Raw genomic sequence first — 17,314 nt, 5'->3', positions numbered from 1 at the left:
AACGCAATGGAACTACTCAAGCTTTTTTTCTGAAATAAAACTATTTTTATGTTAAGTCTTGACTCTGACCTAAGGGGAGGGGTTATACTATCCTTGTAATACTCTTCGAAAATCAAATTCAAACCACGTCAGCGTCGCCTTACCGTATATATGTTACTTACTTCGTCAGTTCTATCTACAACCTCAAAGCAGTGCTTTGAGCAACCTGCGGCTAGCTTCCTAGTTTGCTCTTTGATTTTTATTGAGTACAAGGAGGAAATCATGTACCATATCAAAAAAGCTGCAGAGCTGTCAGGTGTCTCTATCAAGACCTTGCACCACTATGATAAGATAGGACTTCTAGTTCCTGTGAAATCTGAAAATGGCTATCGGACATACAGTCAAGAAGATTTAGAACGATTACAGGTGATTCTCTACTACAAGTATCTAGGATTTTCTTTAGACCAAATAGCAGAACTCTTAGCCGAAGAAAAGTCTAACTTATTGCCCCATTTAACCAAGCAGTTAACCTATTTAACTCAGGAAAGAGAACGTCTAGATACCTTGATTTCCACCTTGCAAAAAACCATTCAAGAACAAAAAGGAGAAAGACAAATGACAATTGAGGAAAAATTTACTGGATTTAGCTACCAAGATACTCAAAAATACCATCAAGAGGCGGTAGACAAGTATGGCCAAGAAGTCATGAACCAAGCGCTTGAACGCCAAAAAGGTCGAGAAGATGAGGCAACAAGAGCCTTTAACCAAGTTTTTCAAACTTTGTCGCAAAATCTCAAAGATGGTCTACCCGTATCAGCAAATGAAAACCAAGATCAAGCAGCCAAACTGTTAGACGCGATTCGAACCTATGGATTTGACTGCTCTATAGAGGTTTTTGGCCATATTGGCAAAGGCTATGTCTATAATCCAGAATTCAAGGGAAACATCGACAAGTTTGGGGCTGGTACAGCCCAGTACACTTCGGATGTCATTGCTTCTTATGTAGAAAATCAACCGAAATAAAAAAGTGAGAGTGGGACAGAAATCGGTCATTCGTTAGAATTCGATTTCGTCGTCCCACCTCCGCACAGTTGAGTAGGGCTGTAAAAGCTGATGAAATCAGCGTAGTAGAGCCCACTCAACCACTGCGTCTTGCTCGACAATCCAAAAATAATTGAAAGGCTAGGATTTTTGTCCCAGCCTCGTTTTTTGCTTAGAAAAAATTGAAAAGAAACGGTCCTATCTATGGGAGGCAGAAGGAAAGGAAAGAATGAAAAAATTATGAAACTTTCACAATTTCGGTTGACAGTCTTGAAAAAAAGGAGTAGAATAACCCCTGTTTTATGAAAAAGAGGCAGGGAATTCCCGGCCTCATGATCTTTTTTTCAAGGAGTTTTTTATGTTTTCAACATTGAAAAAATGGTTTATTGGCCGTCCGTTGAAATCTGGTGCAGAAGGTGAAGGAGGGCTGTTAGGGAAAATGCAGGCCTTGGCCATGCTCTCTAGTGACGCACTTTCTTCTATTGCCTATGGTCCAGAGCAAGTAATCCTGGTCTTGATGACCGTATCAGCAGGAGCCATTTGGTGGTCCATTCCAATTGGGATTGTGGTTCTAGTTCTCTTAGCCAGTTTAACGATTTCTTATCGCCAGGTCATTCATGCCTATCCTCAAGGGGGAGGGGCCTACATGGTGACTACGGAGAATTTGTCTCCGAAAGCGGGGTTGATCGCTGGTGGCAGTCTCTTGGTCGACTACATGCTGACAGTAGCAGTATCTGTTTCTTCCGGTGCAGATGCTATCACGTCAGCGATCCCTTCTCTTCATCCTTATAATCTTCACATTTCCATTTTGTTGGTCTTGGTCTTGATGCTGATGAACCTGAGGGGATTGCGCGAATCGGCAACATCCTTGATGATTCCGGTCTACCTTTTCATTGTCAGTACCATTGCCTTGATCGGCTATGGTGTGATCCAAATTTTGACTGGTCAATTGGCCTATAACGCGACTGCTCATGTGGGTCAAACCATTTCAGGGGTTAGTGTCATTCTCTTGTTGCGGGCCTTTACGAGTGGATCAGCTTCCCTAACAGGGGTTGAAGCTATCTCCAATTCGGTTCCTTTCTTTAAGAAACCAAAAGCAAAGAATGCAGCCTCTACCTTGACCATCATGGCTTTGATTTTAGGGATCATGTTTGCAGGGATTACCTTCCTCAATTACTGGGTGGGTGTTGTACCAGCAAAAGGGGTAACAACTCTAGCTCAAATGGCCCAAGCTATCTTAGGAAATTCTCCGGTCGGACAAGCCTTCTTCTACGTTTTCCAATTATCAACAGCCTTGATCCTGGCAGTTGCGGCGAATACTGGGTTCTCAGCCTTTCCAATGTTGGCCTTTAACATGGCTAAAAACAAATACATGCCACACATGTATATGGAAAAAGGGGATCGTCTGGGCTATTCCAATGGGATTTTGACCTTGGCGATTGGTGCGATTGTCTTGCTCTTGATCTTTGATGGGCAAACAGAAAGTTTGATTCCGCTTTATACCATTGGGGTCTTCATTCCTTTTGCCCTTTCTCAAACAGGGATGGTGATCCACTGGAAACGCCAGTATCAAAAAGGATTTCTCAAGTATTCACTTGCCAATATCCTTGGGGCAGCTATCTGTTATGGGATTGTCTTGATCCTCTTGTTGTTCCGTCTGCGTGAGATCTGGCCCTTCTTCCCTATTATTGGTCTTTTGCTTTGGATGTTCTTGAGTATCCGTAATCACTATGATAAAGTTGCGGCTCAATTGCGCTTGGGAGGTAAGATCGAAAAGACAAGTTATGCGGGCAATACCGTGATTGTCCTTGTCGGAAATGTCACTCAGGTAAGTGTGGGAGCGATGAGTTATGCAAATAGCCTAGGAAACGATGTGATAGCCATGCACGTCTCAACGGAAGAAACCAAGGTTAAAGATGCAGAGGTAGCAGAAGAATTTAAGCACTATTTCCCTCATATTCGCTTTGAAAATGTCATGACGAGCTACCGGGATATTATTCAACCAACAGTTGAATTTGTCTCTAAAGTATCTGAGGAAGCTAAAGAAAAAGGGAATACTGTCACAGTCTTAGTCCCTCAATTCATTCCTAAAAAACATTGGCAAAATATTCTCCACAACCAAATGAGTTTGAAATTGAAGTACGCACTTCGTTGGCATGAAGAAGTGGTTGTGGCAAGCTATTCTTACCATTTGTCTGAGTAAACACCGTATATAGAAAAGATGTCTGCTTGAGCAGGCATCTTTTTGGATTTTCTCACACGAAAAAACCCATTCGAAAGTCTTGTAAGATACAGCCTTGATCTTGAAAAAATGTTTAAAAAATGCTAGAATAAAAAGAACATTTTAGATTTTGAAAAAATCAAAGTAAGGAAAAAAATGGCAAATTTAGTAAAAACAATTATTGAAAATGATCGAGGCGAAATCAAACGCCTTGAAAAAATGGCTGATAAGGTCTTTTCTTATGAAAACCAAATGGCGGCTTTGTCGGATGACGAATTAAAAGCGAAAACAGTTGAGTTTAAGCAACGCTACCAAGATGGTGAGTCTTTGGATGATCTCTTGTACGAGGCTTTTGCAGTTGTTCGTGAAGCTGCAAAACGGGTTCTTGGTTTGTTCCCATACAAGGTTCAGGTCATGGGGGGGATCGTCCTTCACCATGGTGACGTTCCAGAGATGCGTACAGGGGAAGGAAAAACCCTAACAGCAACCATGCCTGTATACTTGAATGCCTTGTCTGGTAAAGGGGTACACGTTGTTACCGTCAATGAATACCTGACAGAGCGGGATGCAACAGAGATGGGAGAACTTTACTCATGGCTTGGCCTTTCAGTAGGGATCAACCTGGCAGCAAAATCTCCAGCTGAGAAAAAAGAAGCTTACCTCTGTGATATTACTTACTCAACCAACTCAGAGATCGGGTTTGACTACCTGCGTGACAACATGGTTGTTCGTGCAGAAAACATGGTTCAACGTCCATTGAACTACGCCTTGGTCGATGAGGTAGACTCGATTTTGATTGACGAAGCTCGTACTCCGTTGATCGTTTCTGGTCAGACAGCTTCTGATACGAGCCAGCTCTATCACATGGCGGATGCTTATGTGAAGACCTTGACAGAGGACGATTACATTATCGATGTCCCATCTAAAACCATCGGTTTGTCTGATTCAGGGATTGATAAGGCAGAAAGCTACTTTAATCTTGAAAACTTGTACGATATTGAAAACGTAGCCTTGACTCACTTTATCGACAATGCCCTTCGTGCCAACTACATCATGATTTTGGATATCGACTATGTGGTCAGCGAAGATCAAGAAATCTTGATCGTCGACCAATTTACTGGTCGGACCATGGAAGGTCGTCGTTATTCTGATGGGCTTCACCAAGCCATCGAAGCTAAAGAAGGTGTTCCAGTTCAAGAAGAAACCAAAACATCTGCATCGATTACTTACCAAAACCTCTTCCGTATGTACAAGAAGTTGTCAGGGATGACAGGGACAGGGAAAACCGAAGAAGAAGAATTCCGTGAAATTTATAACATTCGCGTAATTCCAATTCCAACCAACCGTCCGATTGCTCGTATTGACCATCCAGACCTTCTCTACCCAAGTTTGAAATCAAAATTCAAGGCTGTTGTGGAAGATGTCAAGTCTCGTCACGAAAAAGGGCAACCAGTCCTTGTTGGTACTGTTGCCGTTGAAACCAGTGATTACCTTTCTCAATTGTTGGTGCAAGCAGGTGTTCCTCACGAAGTCTTGAATGCGAAAAACCACTACAAAGAAGCGCAAATCATTATGAATGCTGGTCAACGTGGCGCTGTTACCATCGCGACCAACATGGCTGGACGTGGTACCGATATCAAGCTCGGTGAAGGGGTTCGCGAACTCGGTGGCCTGTGTGTCATCGGGACAGAGCGTCACGAAAGTCGTCGGATCGATAACCAGCTTCGTGGACGTTCAGGACGTCAAGGGGATCCAGGTGAATCTCAATTCTACTTGTCTCTTGAAGATGAATTGATGCGTCGTTTCGGTTCTGAACGGATCAAAGCAGTGCTTGATCGCTTCAAGTTGAGCGAAGAAGAATCGGTCATCCGTTCAAACATGTTCACCCGTCAGGTAGAGGGTGCTCAAAAACGGGTTGAAGGGAACAACTACGATACCCGTAAACAAGTCCTTCAATACGATGACGTGATGCGGGAACAACGGGAAATTATCTACGCTGAACGCTATGATGTTATCACAGCTAACCGTGACTTGGCGCCTGAGATCAAGGCCATGATCAAACGGACCATCAAACGGATTGTTGAAGGAGCCAGCCACTCAAGCAAGGAAGAACGCGTTGAAGCGATTCTGAACTTTGCCAAATACAATTTGGTTCCGGAAGATACCATTTCTGCAAGCGATATTGAAGGAAAATCTGACAAGGAAGTTATCGATTACTTGTATGCACGTGCAGAAGAAATCTATGCCAGCCAAGTAGCGAAATTGCGTGACGAAGAGTCTGTGCAAGAATTCCAAAAAGTCTTGATCCTTCGAGTGGTAGACAGCAAGTGGACGGACCATATCGATGCTTTGGATCAATTACGAAATGCGGTTGGACTCCGTGGGTATGCGCAAAATAACCCAGTAGTGGAATACCAATCAGAAAGTTTCCGTATGTTTAACGATATGATCGGATCGATTGAATTTGATGTGACTCGTCTTATGATGAAAGCCCAAATTCACGAACAAGAACGTCCACGTACAGAACACAGCATTTCAACAACTGCGACTCGCAACATTGCAGCGCAACAACAAGATATTCCAGCAGATATTGACTTGTCACAAGTGAAACGCAACGATTTGTGCCCTTGTGGTTCAGGTAAGAAATTCAAAAACTGTCACGGACGTAAATTTTAAGAGCTCCTCTGAATAGAAAGAGGATGGGTCTAGCTAGCATAAGGAGGCCGTATGGTATTCATTACGAAGAGCAATAAGATTGATGAGCAAGAGATCACTTCGCTTTACCGCTTGGAAGGTCCAGCCTTGGAGCGTAAAGAAGCGCGTGATCGAGAATTGGAAGCTATTATCAAAGGAGAAGACCAACGGATCCTTCTTGTGATCGGGCCTTGCTCTTCTGATAATGAAGAAGCTGTGATGGACTATGCCCGTCGCTTGGCAGACTTACAAGAGCAAGTCAAAGATCAGATTTTCATTGTGATGCGGGTCTATACGGCTAAACCTCGGACAAACGGGGATGGCTATAAAGGCTTGATGCACCAACCAGATACACATGTAGCACCAAGCTTTGTGGACGGTTTGAAAGCGGTTCGACATCTCCACTACCGTGTGATTACAGAAACTGGTTTGACAACTGCGGATGAGTTGCTTTATCCAGCAAGTCTTCCGTATGTTGAGGATTTAATTTCTTATCATGCCATTGGAGCGCGTTCAGTTGAAGACCAGGAGCACCGCTTTGTATCTAGTGGGATCTCTGCTCCGACAGGTATGAAGAATCCAACCTCTGGAAATCTTTCTGTCATGTTCAATGCGATTTATGCAGCCCAACATCCCCAAAACTTTTTGTTCAATGCCCAAGCAGTGGAAACATCAGGAAATCCTTTAGCTCATGCGATCCTTCGTGGGGGCTTGGATGCAAGTGGTAAGAATATTCCAAACTACCATTATGAAGATTTGCTAGCGGCAGCAAAACGCTATAGCGAAATGGGCTTGCAATATCCCTTCATCCTGGTGGATACCAACCATGACAACTCAGGCAAACAATTCGAAGAGCAAGTACGCATCGTGAGAGAAACCATGATGAACCGTGCTTGGAACAAGGATTTGGCAACTTTAGTTCGTGGTTTCATGATTGAATCCTATCTAGAAGATGGTCGTCAAAATGAACCAGTGGTTTATGGTCAATCCATCACAGACCCTTGCCTGGGTTGGGGAAAAACACAGGCCTTGGTCAAAGAAATTGCAACGATGAATAAGTAAAAGGCAGGGGCGGAAGGAGTGATTCTTTAGCCCCTTCTCTTTTGTCAGTAAAACGATACTGAAACGATAAATAAGGATAAAACAAGATGATCAAAGGACATGGCATCGATATCGAATCGATCGCTGCGATTGAAAAAGCCTATCAGAAGAATACCCGATTCGCTGAAAAAGTCTTAACCAAGGCTGAGCGAGAGCGCTTTGAGGAATTGTCTGGAAAACGGAAAATGGAATATTTAACGGGCCGATGGTCCGCCAAAGAATCCTTTTCAAAGGCAATGGGAACAGGGATTGGACGGGTTGGTTTTCAAGATTTAGAAATTTTAAATGATGCCCACGGAGCTCCCTATTTTTCCAAGTCTCCTTTTTCTGGGAAGGTATGGATTTCGATCAGTCATAAGGGAGACCTAGTGTCGACCAGTGTCATTTTGGAGGAAGAAAATGAAAGCAAGTAAACATAGACCAACTGTTGCTAGAGTCGATTTGGATGCCATTGCCTTTAATGTGCAACAAGTCAGTGAGCATATTCCAAGTCAAGCCTTGAAATATGCAGTCGTCAAGGCCAACGCCTATGGTCATGGGGTTGTTGCGGTGACCAAAAAATTGGCGCCTCAGGTAGATGGTTTTTGTGTTTCCAATATGGATGAAGCCCTCGAAATCCGTGAAGAAGGCTTGCAACACCCTATTTTGATTTTGGGAGTTGTGCCAAGTGAAACAGTTAATCTAGCCAAAGAGCATGACATCCGCTTAACGGTGGCGAGTCTTGCTTGGTTGGATCAATTGCTTGGACAAGAAGCAGATCTTTCAGGATTGAAGGTCCATATCAAGGTGGATTCAGGAATGGGGCGGATTGGATTCCGAAGGATCGAAGAGATCAAAGAGGCTGAACGCCTCCTCTTAGCAGCTGGAGCTGAAATTGAAGGGATCTTTACTCATTTTGCAACAGCAGATGAGGCAGATGATCGAAAATTTCAAGCGCAATATCACTTTTTCAAAGAAGTATTGGTTGCTCTTGAAACCCTTCCTCCCATTGTCCATGCGAGTAATTCTGCTACCTCTTTGTGGCATGCGGATACGATTTTCACAGCTGTGCGCTTGGGAGATGTCATGTATGGCTTGAATCCGAGCGGTTCTGTGCTAGCCTTGCCTTATGAAATCAAGCCAGCCTTGAGTTTGGTGAGTGAGTTAGTTCATGTGAAACAGTTAGAAGCTGGTCAAGATATTGGCTACGGAGCAACCTATACGACGGAAGAACCCCAATGGATCGGGACGATACCTATTGGCTATGCGGATGGTTGGATCCGGGAAATGCAAAATTTCCATGTGCTGATCAAGGGTGAGTTTTGCCCCATTGTAGGCCGAGTTTCGATGGACCAGATTACTGTTCGCCTTCCAGAAGAATTGCCTCTGGGGACCAAGGTTACCCTAATTGGCCGAGATGGAGAAAAAGAAATTACGGCAACAGAGGTTGCGGACTACCGTGGGACCATTAATTATGAAGTGGTCTGTCTCTTGAGTGATCGGATTCCTCGTGACTATACAGGTGAAGAATAAGAAGAAGCAGGTGGGATTTTCCCGGATGGACCTGCTTTTTTATAAAAGAAAGGAGGAGAAATGAATCTACACCAACCCTTATCTGTACTGCCTGGAGTCGGTCCAAAATCGGCGGAAAAATTTAAAAAGTTAGGGATTGAAACCTTAGAAGATCTGCTCTTGTATTTCCCCTTTCGCTATGAAGACTTCAAAACGCGCAATGTTTTAGAGTTGGAAGATGGGGAAAAAGCTGTCATCTCTGGAGTGGTAGCAACACCAGCCAATGTCCAATATTATGGCTACAAACGAAATCGCTTGCGTTTTTCGATCAAACAGGGAGACCAAGTGATTGCGGTTAATTTTTTCAACCAACCCTATCTAGCAGACAAAATCGAGGTCCAGCAGACAGTGGCGATTTTTGGGAAATGGGACAAGGCCAAAGGCAGTTTGACAGGGATGAAGCTCCTGGCTCAAGTGGAAGATGATTTGCAACCGGTCTATCGAGTGACGCAAGGAGTGAGCCAAAACAGCCTGGTGAAATTGATCAAAATAGCATTCGACCAGGGCTTGGACCAGCTTTTAGAAGAGAACGTCCCCCAAATCTTACGAGAGCGTTATCAACTTATGTCTCGTTCCCAAGCAGTGCAAGCTATGCATTTTCCTAAGGATCTGACAGAGTACAAGCAAGCTCTTCGCCGGGTAAAATTTGAAGAGCTACTCTTTTTCCAGCTGCAACTCCAAGTGCTAAAAGAAGAAAACCACGATGCCAGCCAAGGGATTTCCTTGGCCTGGAATCCAGAAAAATTAGCAGAACGAAAAAAACAGCTTCCTTTTGAGCTAACGCAAGCTCAAGAAAACAGCTTGAATGAAATCTTGACAGATATGGCCTCACCTTATCATATGAACCGCCTCTTACAAGGGGATGTGGGAAGCGGGAAGACAGTCGTGGCCGGTCTTGCTATGTATGCAGCCTTAAGCGCTGGGAAGCAAGCAGCCTTGATGGTTCCAACGGAGATTTTGGCAGAGCAACACAAGGAAAGCTTGCAAAATCTTTTTCCAGACTTGCCAATTGCCCTTCTAACAGGAGGATTAAAGGCGGCTGAGAAACGGGAAGTCTTAGAAGAGATCGCCTCAGGAAAAGTTCAATTGATTGTGGGGACACATGCCTTGATTCAAGAGGGAGTTCACTACCAAGATCTTGGTTTGGTCATTATCGATGAGCAACACCGTTTTGGGGTTTCCCAGCGCCGTATCCTTCGAGAAAAAGGACAAAATCCAGACGTCCTGATGATGACGGCTACCCCTATTCCCCGGACCTTGGCTATTACAGCCTTTGGGGATATGGATGTGTCCATCATTGATCAAATGCCCGCTGGACGAAAGGAAATCATCACACGTTGGGTCAAGCATGAGCAGTTAGAAGTGGTCCTCGACTGGTTAGTCAAAGAACTTGGCAAAGGTTCTCAAGCTTATTTTATTTCTCCACTGATTGAGGAGTCAGAGGCGCTAGATCTGAAAAACGCCCTTGCCCTTCAAGAAGAGCTAGAGGCCTTCTTTGGTCAGCGAGCACGCGTTTCTCTTCTTCACGGGAAGATGAAAAGTGAAGAAAAAGATGTCATCATGCAGGCCTTTAAAGAGCACCAAGTCGATGTTTTGGTGTCTACGACCGTTATTGAAGTAGGAGTCAACGTACCCAATGCAACCGTTATGGTCATTATGGATGCAGATAGGTTTGGTCTTAGCCAGCTTCACCAGCTACGAGGCCGGGTTGGTCGGGGAAACAAGCAATCCTATGCTATTCTAGTAGCCAATCCTAAGACAGATAGTGGCAAGCAGCGCATGAAAATTATGACAGAGACGACCAATGGGTTTGTGCTAGCGGAAGAAGATTTGAAAATGCGAGGTTCAGGTGAAATCTTTGGAACCCGTCAATCTGGGATTCCAGAATTTCAAGTGGCGGATTTGGTAGAAGATTATCCCATTCTGGAAGAAGCAAGGAAAGTTGCCAGCCAGATCGTAGCCACACCAGATTGGCGCGAACACTCCGATTGGCATTTGCTCTCGCTTTACTTAGAAAAGAAAGAACATTTAGATTAAAATATAAAAAGGGAGTAGAGTGGAAATTCTTGAGATTCTACTCTACTCCCTTTAAGATTGTATTTTACGGGCTTTGTATCTTGATGAAATGCGACAGGACGAAGGTGGATCGATACCATCCACCTGAGGAGTTAGTGGGTCGTGTAGGCAAGGCACCATAGTGCTTGCCGTTACACGAATTGAACACGGGCTGCGGATTGTGTCAAAAAGAGAAAAATATATTAGTACTAAATCCAAGACACAGTAGCTGATTGAATTCTTCTCTCGCCTATCAGCTCGGAAGAATCCTAATCAGCCTTGTGGGGGTAGGACGACGAAGCGTCCACAATTGTAAAGCTTCTGTCCTACTCCCTATTTTGGCTGTATCCGCTACGCCCTTTGTATCTTATTAATTGAACACGCCCTAAATGCTGTGTGAAAAAGATAAATTCTCTTGTGAGCTTCGCTCTCGGCGACAATTTCCTATTTTCACTTGGCATTTTACGGGCTTTATATCTTAGTTTACCCTTCGATATAGTCTTTGAGTTCTTGTCCTTTTAGGCCGGCATTGAGGGCGATGAGGAGTTTGATGCGCGCTTTGGGTGCATTTAATTCTTTGATGAAAAAGACACCTGCTTGATAGAGTTGGACGCCTCCTCCTTCATATGCGTAGACGGGTTCAGCGATTCCATTGAAGCAACGGGATACTAAAGCGATTGGAAGACCTGCATCCATGAATTCTTGGAGTTTATGTGCCGTTTCTTTAGGGATGTTTCCTGCTCCAAAGGCTTCGATAATGAGGCCATCGAGCTTTGAAAGATCCAGCATGTCCAGTAGATCGGTTTTCATCCCTGCATAGGTAGCAATGATCGGAACGAACCCATCGATGGTATTGAGATCAAAGCGCACCCTTGGCTCGGCTGTTTTAAAGAAGAGGATTTCCTTTTTCATGACCAAACCTAGTGGACCGTGGGTTGGTGTCTGGAAGGTACTGACATTGGTGGTATGGGTTTTGGTGACGTACTTAGCCGCATGAATTTCATCGTTCATGACGACTAAGACGCCTTTATCGCGTGCTTTTGGATCGGCAGCTACTCGAAGGGCTGTCAGAAAATTGTAGACGCCATCGCTTCCTAGCTCGTTGGAGCTTCGCATAGCTCCTGTAATGACCACAGCGATCTCTGGTAACTCCATGGTATCCAAGAAATAAGCCGTTTCTTCCAGCGTATCTGTCCCATGGGTAATAACGATGCCATCATAGTTATGAGCTTCCTCTTTGATTTTTTGATATAGGGCTAACATGTGACGGGGGGTCATTTGAGGGCTGGGAAGGTTGAAGAAGTCCTCTGAGGTGACTGCAATCCCTTCAATTGGTGAAGTGACTTGGGTCATGGGATTGACTTCATTGGTAATCACTGCCCCAGAGTCATCTGCCGCCATCGAAATGGTCCCTCCGGTATGTAGTGCTAAAATTTTCTTAAACATGTGAAGCTCCTTGGAATATATGATATAATTTATTTTATCATAAAAAGAAAGAAACAGTAGACATGGAAATAAAAGCAGTCTTTTTTGATATCGATGGAACCTTGGTCAATGATAGTCGAGCGGTCCTCAAATCAACAGAAAAAGCCATTCAGTCTTTAAAGGAAGAAGGGATCTATGTAGGCCTTGCGACAGGGCGGGGACCGGCCTTTGTCAAACCGTTTATGGAACGCTATGGTTTTGATTTTGCAGTGACCTATAATGGTCAGTATATTTTGACCAAGGACCGCGTGCTGTTTACTAGCCCAATCGATAAAAAGAGTCTGCACCAACTAATTGACTATGCTCGAGAACACCGCAAGGAAATTGCTCTCGGTACCAAGGATGGGGTATTTGGTTCTCGGATTATGAGTTTTGGGATGAGTCCTATTTCAACCTGGTCCAGTCGCTTTGTGCCCCGCAAAATGGCCCGTACAGTCAGTCGTGGATTTAACAAAGTGGTTAGCAAGGTCGTCCCACAAGATCAGGACACCCTCTATGCACTAGCGCAAGAACCAATCTACCAAGTGTTGATCTTATCGAGTCCAGAAGAGACTGCAAAAATTGAAAAAGAGTTTCCACATCTGAAATTCACACGTTCTAGTCCTTTTGCAGCAGATGTCCTCAACCCAGGGATTTCCAAGTTAGAAGGGATCCGCATCGTTGGTCAGGAATTTGGCTTTGACATCGATGAAGTGATGGCTTTTGGAGATTCTGATAATGACTTAGAGATGCTGTCAGGTGTTGGCTTGTCTATTGCGATGGGAAATGGGACGACCAGTGTCAAGGCAATTGCCAAGCATACCACGACTAGTAATGGCAAGGATGGCATTCAAAAGGCCCTGCAACACTTTGGTATTCTTTCAGAGAAAGAACTCTTTCTTTCTAAGGATGATCACTTCAATAAGGTCAAAACCTTCCATGGTGTGATGGATGGGGAAACTCAGGAGAAACCAGTTGTTTGGCAGCCTCAAGACGCCCTTTATCGGACCATGTTCAAGCAAGAGGAGTTGGTAGAATTTGTCCGAGCAGCTAGCACAAGTGAGGAAGAATTTGACCGCTCGGTGGCAGCTCTTCACGAAGCCTTGGATAAGGCTGCAGATAAGGTTCGTAGCAAGCATCCAGCTGAGATCTCCATGGTAGGGCAGGTTGATGCCTTGATTGATACCCTCTATTTGACTTATGGTAGCTTTGTATTAATGGGGGTCGATCCTGAAGAGGTCTTTGAGATTGTTCACAGGGCCAATATGGGCAAGATTTTCCCAGATGGAAAGGCGCACTTTGATCCAGTAACCCACAAAATTCTGAAGCCAGATGATTGGGAAGAAAAATACGCCCCAGAACCAGCCATCAAAAAAGAACTCGATCGCCAGCTCAAGGCCTACGAAAAACATGCAAAACAAAAAGAAGCAAAAAAAGACAACTAAAAAAGGTTTGGAACAAAGGTTCCAAACCTTTTTTAGAATGTAGACAAACTATTTTTTACTAAGATAAGTAAAGTGCTCTACAAAGAAGTCGAAATATGTTCTTATTTTTAAAATTTATAAAAAATATTGAAAAACTTTCCACCGTGAGACAAGTGCTAGAAACACTATTGTTTCTAGCACTCGGGAGTTTTGAGACCTTAGGCTCAAAACTTAGTCATGGAACTTCGAAGAAGTTCGCTGACGTCCGTACTCACCTAAGGAAAGTTTTCAATATAACTTTTTCTTTCTTACATGGTTTTATCCTTATCACGTACTACTAGTAAGTCTACTTTGGCGTGGCGAAGGATATATTCTGAGGAGGATCCGACCATTAAACGTTCGAAGGCATTGAGTCCGGTAGCTCCGACCATAATAAGGTCAACCCCTTCTTTACTAGGGATATCATTGGCCAAGAGGACTTTTGGATTTCCCATTTCTACAACAGTCACAACATTTTGAACGCCGACTTTTTCAGCACGTTCCTTGTAGCCCTTGAGCAATTCGTTGGCTTCTTCTTGCAATTCTTCGTAGACCTCAGCATCAAAAGTTGAGACGCTTTGAAGAGCACGGGTATCGATGACGTGGGCAATAGTCAATTTAGAGCCGTTGCGAAGAGAAACGTTAACCCCTTTTTCAAAGGCTAATTCTGCTTCATGAGAACCGTCGACAGCGACCATAATGTTTTCGTATTTTTGAGACATAATCCTACCTCCTTATAGCTTGAAAACATGGATAGAATAGAAGGGAATCCTATTCTTTATACACTTATATTTTATCTCTTTTGAGCTAGAATGTAAAGGTAAAGTCTCGCTTTTCTGCTATATTTTTGCAGAATTTTTAAAGTCCTCGGTTTGTACTCTATTTGAACTAGTGGTATAATAGAGATAATTTCGTGAATCGAGGCAGAATATGAAGGAATATAATAAATCAAGCAAACTCGAACATGTCGCTTACGATATTCGTGGTCCAGTCTTGGAAGAAGCCATGCGCATGCGAGCAAATGGAGAAAAAATTCTACGTTTGAATACGGGGAATCCTGCTGAATTTGGCTTTACAGCTCCAGATGAAGTCATCCATGATTTGATCATGAATGCGCGTGATAGTGAAGGCTATTCAGACTCAAAAGGGATTTTTTCAGCCCGCAAAGCAATCATGCAGTACTGCCAGTTGAAAAAAATTCCAAATGTGGATATTGATGATATTTACCTTGGGAATGGAGTGAGTGAGCTGATCGTCATGTCCATGCAAGGACTTTTGGACAATGGGGATGAGGTCTTGGTTCCCATGCCGGACTATCCTCTTTGGACAGCAGCCGTCAGCCTAGCTGGTGGGAATGCCGTTCACTATCTTTGTGATGAAGAAGCAAACTGGTATCCAGATATTGAAGATATCAAGTCGAAAATCACCTCAAACACTAAAGCTATCGTTGTCATCAACCCGAATAACCCAACAGGTGCCCTCTATCCAGATGAGATCCTACTTGAGATTGTAGAGATCGCTCGACAAAATAACTTGATTATCTTCGCAGATGAAATCTACGATCGTTTGGTCATGGATGGGGAAAAACACACGGCTATTGCAAGTTTAGCGCCTGATCTCTTCTGTGTGAGTATGAATGGCTTGTCAAAATCTCACCGGATTGCCGGTTTCCGTGTTGGTTGGATGGTTCTATCCGGACCCAAGCATCATGTGAAGGGCTATATCGAAGGCTTGAACATGTTGTCCAATATGCGTCTTTGTTCAAATGTCTTGTCTCAACAAGTTGTGCAAACCTCTCTTGGAGGTTACCAATCCGTGGATGAACTCTTGCTTCCAGGTGGTCGAATCTACGAACAACGCAACTTTATCTACAAAGCTATTAATGATATTCCAGGCCTCTCAGCTGTTAAGCCAAAGGCTGGTCTCTATATCTTCCCTAAGATTGATCGGGACATGTACCGCGTGGATGATGATGAACAATTTGTTTTAGAATTCTTGAAGCAAGAAAAGATTCTCTTGGTTCATGGCCGCGGCTTTAACTGGAAAGATCCAGATCACTTCCGGATCGTTTACCTTCCACGTGTCGATGAGTTAGCTCAAATTCAAGAAAAAATGACTCGTTTCTTGAAACAATACAAACGTTAATTAGATAAAGGATTGAAGAGGAAAGTCTTCAATCTTTTTTTGATTCATTTTATAAAATCCATGTCATCGAATCGACATTTTTCTGAATTGCGCATAATTGTAGAAAAAATAAATAATTTTCAGATAATTTGATTGAAATTCCCACACTTATATGATATACTTGAGCTGACTATATGCGAGGTTTATTATGGCAAACTTATTAGAAAAGACACGTAAAATTACATCCATCTTGAAACGGACTGATGAACAGTTGCAGTTCGAGATGCCTTATAATGATATTGCCCAGCAATTAGCGGATATTATCCACTGTAATGCCTGTATCATTAATAGCAAGGGAACCCTTCTTGGTTATTTCATGCGTTACAAGACCAACAATGACCGGGTAGAAGCTTTCTTTCAAAATAAAAAATTACCAGAAGATTATGCCAAGGCAGCTAGTTTGGTCTACGATACAGAAGCTAATTTAGATGTGGACCATGATTTGAGTATCTTTCCGGTCGAAACCAAGTCTGAATTTCCTGATGGCTTGACGACCATTGCGCCTATTCATGTTTCTGGGATTCGATTGGGTTCCTTGATCATTTGGCGCAATGATAAACAGTTTGCGGATGATGATTTGATCTTGGTTGAGATTGCGAGTACCGTGGTAGGGATTCAAATGTTGAACTACCAACGCGAGGAAGACGAGAAGAATATTCGTCGTCGGACAGCGGTGAATATGGCTGTCAATACCTTGTCTTACTCTGAATTGCGTGCTGTTTCTGCCATCCTTAGTGAATTGAAAGGAAATGAGGGACAGTTGACTGCTTCTATTATTGCAGATCGGATTGGTATCACCCGCTCTGTGATTGTCAATGCACTCCGGAAATTGGAGTCAGCTGGTATTATTGAAAGCCGTTCTCTTGGAATGAAGGGAACCTATCTCAAAGTGTTGATTCCAGATATCTTTGAGGAAATTAAGAAAAGAGATTACTAATGACTAAAGCTTTGATTTCAATTGACTACACTGTCGATTTCGTAGCAGATGATGGTAAGCTTACGGCAGGTGCTCCTGCACAAGCCATTTCTGAGACCATTGCTCAGGTGACCCAATTGGCCTTTGACCAAGGAGCCTATGTCTTTTTTGCCATTGATGCGCATGATGTAGAGGATCCATTTCATCCTGAAAGCAAGCTCTTCCCACCTCATAATATCATTGGGACCAGCGGACGTGATTTGTACGGCCCTTTGGCAGATTTTTATCAGGAGCATAAAGCGGATCCACGCGTCTTTTGGATGGATAAACGTCATTATTCTGCTTTTTCAGGAACGGACCTAGATATCCGCCTGCGGGAACGCCATGTAGATACCGTTATTTTGACAGGTGTCTTGACTGATATCTGTGTCCTTCATACAGCGGTTGATGCCTACAATCTCGGCTACCAGATCGAAGTCGTAGAACCTGCAGTGGCGTCGCTCACTCCTGAAAATCACCAGTTTGCCTTGAATCATTTCAAGCATGTCTTAGGGGCAAGCTTGGTAGACGGCGCACTAGCTGTATTAGATACTAAATAAGAAAACATTGTAAAAGAGGTCATAGACATTTGTTTAGGCCTCTTTT

General features: G+C 43.5%; 13 protein-coding genes. 11 read left to right on the top strand and 2 right to left on the bottom strand.

Features of this window, described 5'->3' with window-relative positions; translation table 11 throughout:
- The first annotated feature begins 261 nt into the window (after positions 1-261).
- From K1I56_RS06245 to recG, 7 genes are all read left to right on the top strand, one after another.
- Positions 262-1,002 (top strand): MerR family transcriptional regulator, encoded by a 741-nt coding sequence (locus tag K1I56_RS06245; protein ID WP_223325548.1) that lies wholly within the window; start codon positions 262-264, stop codon positions 1,000-1,002.
- Positions 1,003-1,378: 376 nt separating this feature from the next.
- A complete protein-coding gene (locus K1I56_RS06240) occupies positions 1,379-3,223 on the top strand; it encodes an APC family permease (RefSeq protein WP_223325547.1) in 1,845 nt (614 codons plus the stop codon).
- A gap of 174 nt (positions 3,224-3,397) precedes the next feature.
- The gene (gene secA / locus K1I56_RS06235; protein WP_223325546.1) at positions 3,398-5,917 is read left to right on the top strand and encodes a preprotein translocase subunit SecA; all 2,520 of its coding nucleotides are present in this window, start codon (positions 3,398-3,400) and stop codon (positions 5,915-5,917) included.
- A gap of 51 nt (positions 5,918-5,968) precedes the next feature.
- Complete coding sequence (locus K1I56_RS06230; protein WP_223325545.1) at positions 5,969-6,997, top strand: 3-deoxy-7-phosphoheptulonate synthase; 1,029 nt, start codon at positions 5,969-5,971, stop codon at positions 6,995-6,997.
- Positions 6,998-7,083: 86 nt separating this feature from the next.
- Positions 7,084-7,449: a holo-ACP synthase gene (gene acpS, locus K1I56_RS06225; RefSeq protein WP_223325544.1), complete on the top strand. Its 366-nt coding sequence runs from the start codon at positions 7,084-7,086 to the stop codon at positions 7,447-7,449.
- Positions 7,436-8,548 (top strand): alanine racemase, encoded by a 1,113-nt coding sequence (gene alr, locus K1I56_RS06220; protein WP_223325543.1) that lies wholly within the window; start codon positions 7,436-7,438, stop codon positions 8,546-8,548. Before acpS ends, alr begins: the two co-directional genes overlap by 14 nt.
- Before the next feature lie 60 nt (positions 8,549-8,608).
- The gene (gene recG, locus K1I56_RS06215; RefSeq protein ID WP_223325542.1) at positions 8,609-10,624 is read left to right on the top strand and encodes an ATP-dependent DNA helicase RecG; all 2,016 of its coding nucleotides are present in this window, start codon (positions 8,609-8,611) and stop codon (positions 10,622-10,624) included.
- Between the two features lie 501 nt (positions 10,625-11,125).
- Here the strand turns inward: recG and K1I56_RS06210 are convergent.
- Complete coding sequence (locus tag K1I56_RS06210) at positions 11,126-12,088, bottom strand: asparaginase (protein ID WP_223325541.1); 963 nt, start codon at positions 12,086-12,088, stop codon at positions 11,126-11,128.
- A gap of 62 nt (positions 12,089-12,150) precedes the next feature.
- Between K1I56_RS06210 and K1I56_RS06205 the strand changes: the two genes are divergently transcribed.
- Positions 12,151-13,551 (top strand): Cof-type HAD-IIB family hydrolase, encoded by a 1,401-nt coding sequence (locus K1I56_RS06205; RefSeq protein ID WP_070466477.1) that lies wholly within the window; start codon positions 12,151-12,153, stop codon positions 13,549-13,551.
- A 287-nt stretch (positions 13,552-13,838) separates the two neighbouring features.
- Here the strand turns inward: K1I56_RS06205 and K1I56_RS06200 are convergent, their stop codons facing one another.
- Positions 13,839-14,291 carry a universal stress protein gene (locus tag K1I56_RS06200; RefSeq protein ID WP_003008541.1) on the bottom strand — a complete coding sequence of 151 codons (453 nt, stop codon included), beginning with the start codon at positions 14,289-14,291 and terminating at the stop codon, positions 13,839-13,841.
- 208 nt (positions 14,292-14,499) lie between these two features.
- On the opposite strand from K1I56_RS06200, the gene K1I56_RS06195 reads away from it, so the two are divergent.
- From K1I56_RS06195 to K1I56_RS06185, 3 genes are all read left to right on the top strand, one after another.
- Complete coding sequence (locus K1I56_RS06195; RefSeq protein ID WP_223325540.1) at positions 14,500-15,714, top strand: pyridoxal phosphate-dependent aminotransferase; 1,215 nt, start codon at positions 14,500-14,502, stop codon at positions 15,712-15,714.
- A gap of 187 nt (positions 15,715-15,901) precedes the next feature.
- Positions 15,902-16,690, top strand: coding sequence for a GTP-sensing pleiotropic transcriptional regulator CodY (gene codY / locus K1I56_RS06190; protein ID WP_024054997.1), 789 nt, complete (start codon positions 15,902-15,904; stop codon positions 16,688-16,690).
- A complete protein-coding gene (locus K1I56_RS06185; protein WP_031572912.1) occupies positions 16,690-17,268 on the top strand; it encodes a cysteine hydrolase family protein in 579 nt (192 codons plus the stop codon). The genes codY and K1I56_RS06185 overlap by 1 nt, the downstream gene beginning before the upstream one ends.
- Positions 17,269-17,314 lie beyond the last annotated feature (46 nt).

Source organism: Streptococcus parasanguinis, assembly GCF_019929185.1.
In the GTDB taxonomy this organism is placed as follows: domain Bacteria; phylum Bacillota; class Bacilli; order Lactobacillales; family Streptococcaceae; genus Streptococcus; species Streptococcus parasanguinis_O.
This window is presented reverse-complemented; position numbering and strand designations above follow the sequence as displayed.

Excerpts from the sequence above, each read along its gene's own strand:
- codY (WP_024054997.1), top strand. The coding sequence starts at position 15,902 with ATGGCAAACTTATTAGAAAAGACACGTAAAATTACATCCATCTTGAAA.
- secA (WP_223325546.1), top strand. The coding sequence starts at position 3,398 with ATGGCAAATTTAGTAAAAACAATTATTGAAAATGATCGAGGCGAAATC.
- acpS (WP_223325544.1), top strand. The coding sequence starts at position 7,084 with ATGATCAAAGGACATGGCATCGATATCGAATCGATCGCTGCGATTGAA.
- K1I56_RS06230 (WP_223325545.1), top strand. The coding sequence starts at position 5,969 with ATGGTATTCATTACGAAGAGCAATAAGATTGATGAGCAAGAGATCACT.
- K1I56_RS06185 (WP_031572912.1), top strand. The coding sequence starts at position 16,690 with ATGACTAAAGCTTTGATTTCAATTGACTACACTGTCGATTTCGTAGCA.
- K1I56_RS06195 (WP_223325540.1), top strand. The coding sequence starts at position 14,500 with ATGAAGGAATATAATAAATCAAGCAAACTCGAACATGTCGCTTACGAT.
- K1I56_RS06245 (WP_223325548.1), top strand. The coding sequence starts at position 262 with ATGTACCATATCAAAAAAGCTGCAGAGCTGTCAGGTGTCTCTATCAAG.
- K1I56_RS06240 (WP_223325547.1), top strand. The coding sequence starts at position 1,379 with ATGTTTTCAACATTGAAAAAATGGTTTATTGGCCGTCCGTTGAAATCT.
- K1I56_RS06200 (WP_003008541.1), bottom strand. The coding sequence starts at position 14,291 with ATGTCTCAAAAATACGAAAACATTATGGTCGCTGTCGACGGTTCTCAT.
- alr (WP_223325543.1), top strand. The coding sequence starts at position 7,436 with ATGAAAGCAAGTAAACATAGACCAACTGTTGCTAGAGTCGATTTGGAT.
- K1I56_RS06210 (WP_223325541.1), bottom strand. The coding sequence starts at position 12,088 with ATGTTTAAGAAAATTTTAGCACTACATACCGGAGGGACCATTTCGATG.
- recG (WP_223325542.1), top strand. The coding sequence starts at position 8,609 with ATGAATCTACACCAACCCTTATCTGTACTGCCTGGAGTCGGTCCAAAA.
- K1I56_RS06205 (WP_070466477.1), top strand. The coding sequence starts at position 12,151 with ATGGAAATAAAAGCAGTCTTTTTTGATATCGATGGAACCTTGGTCAAT.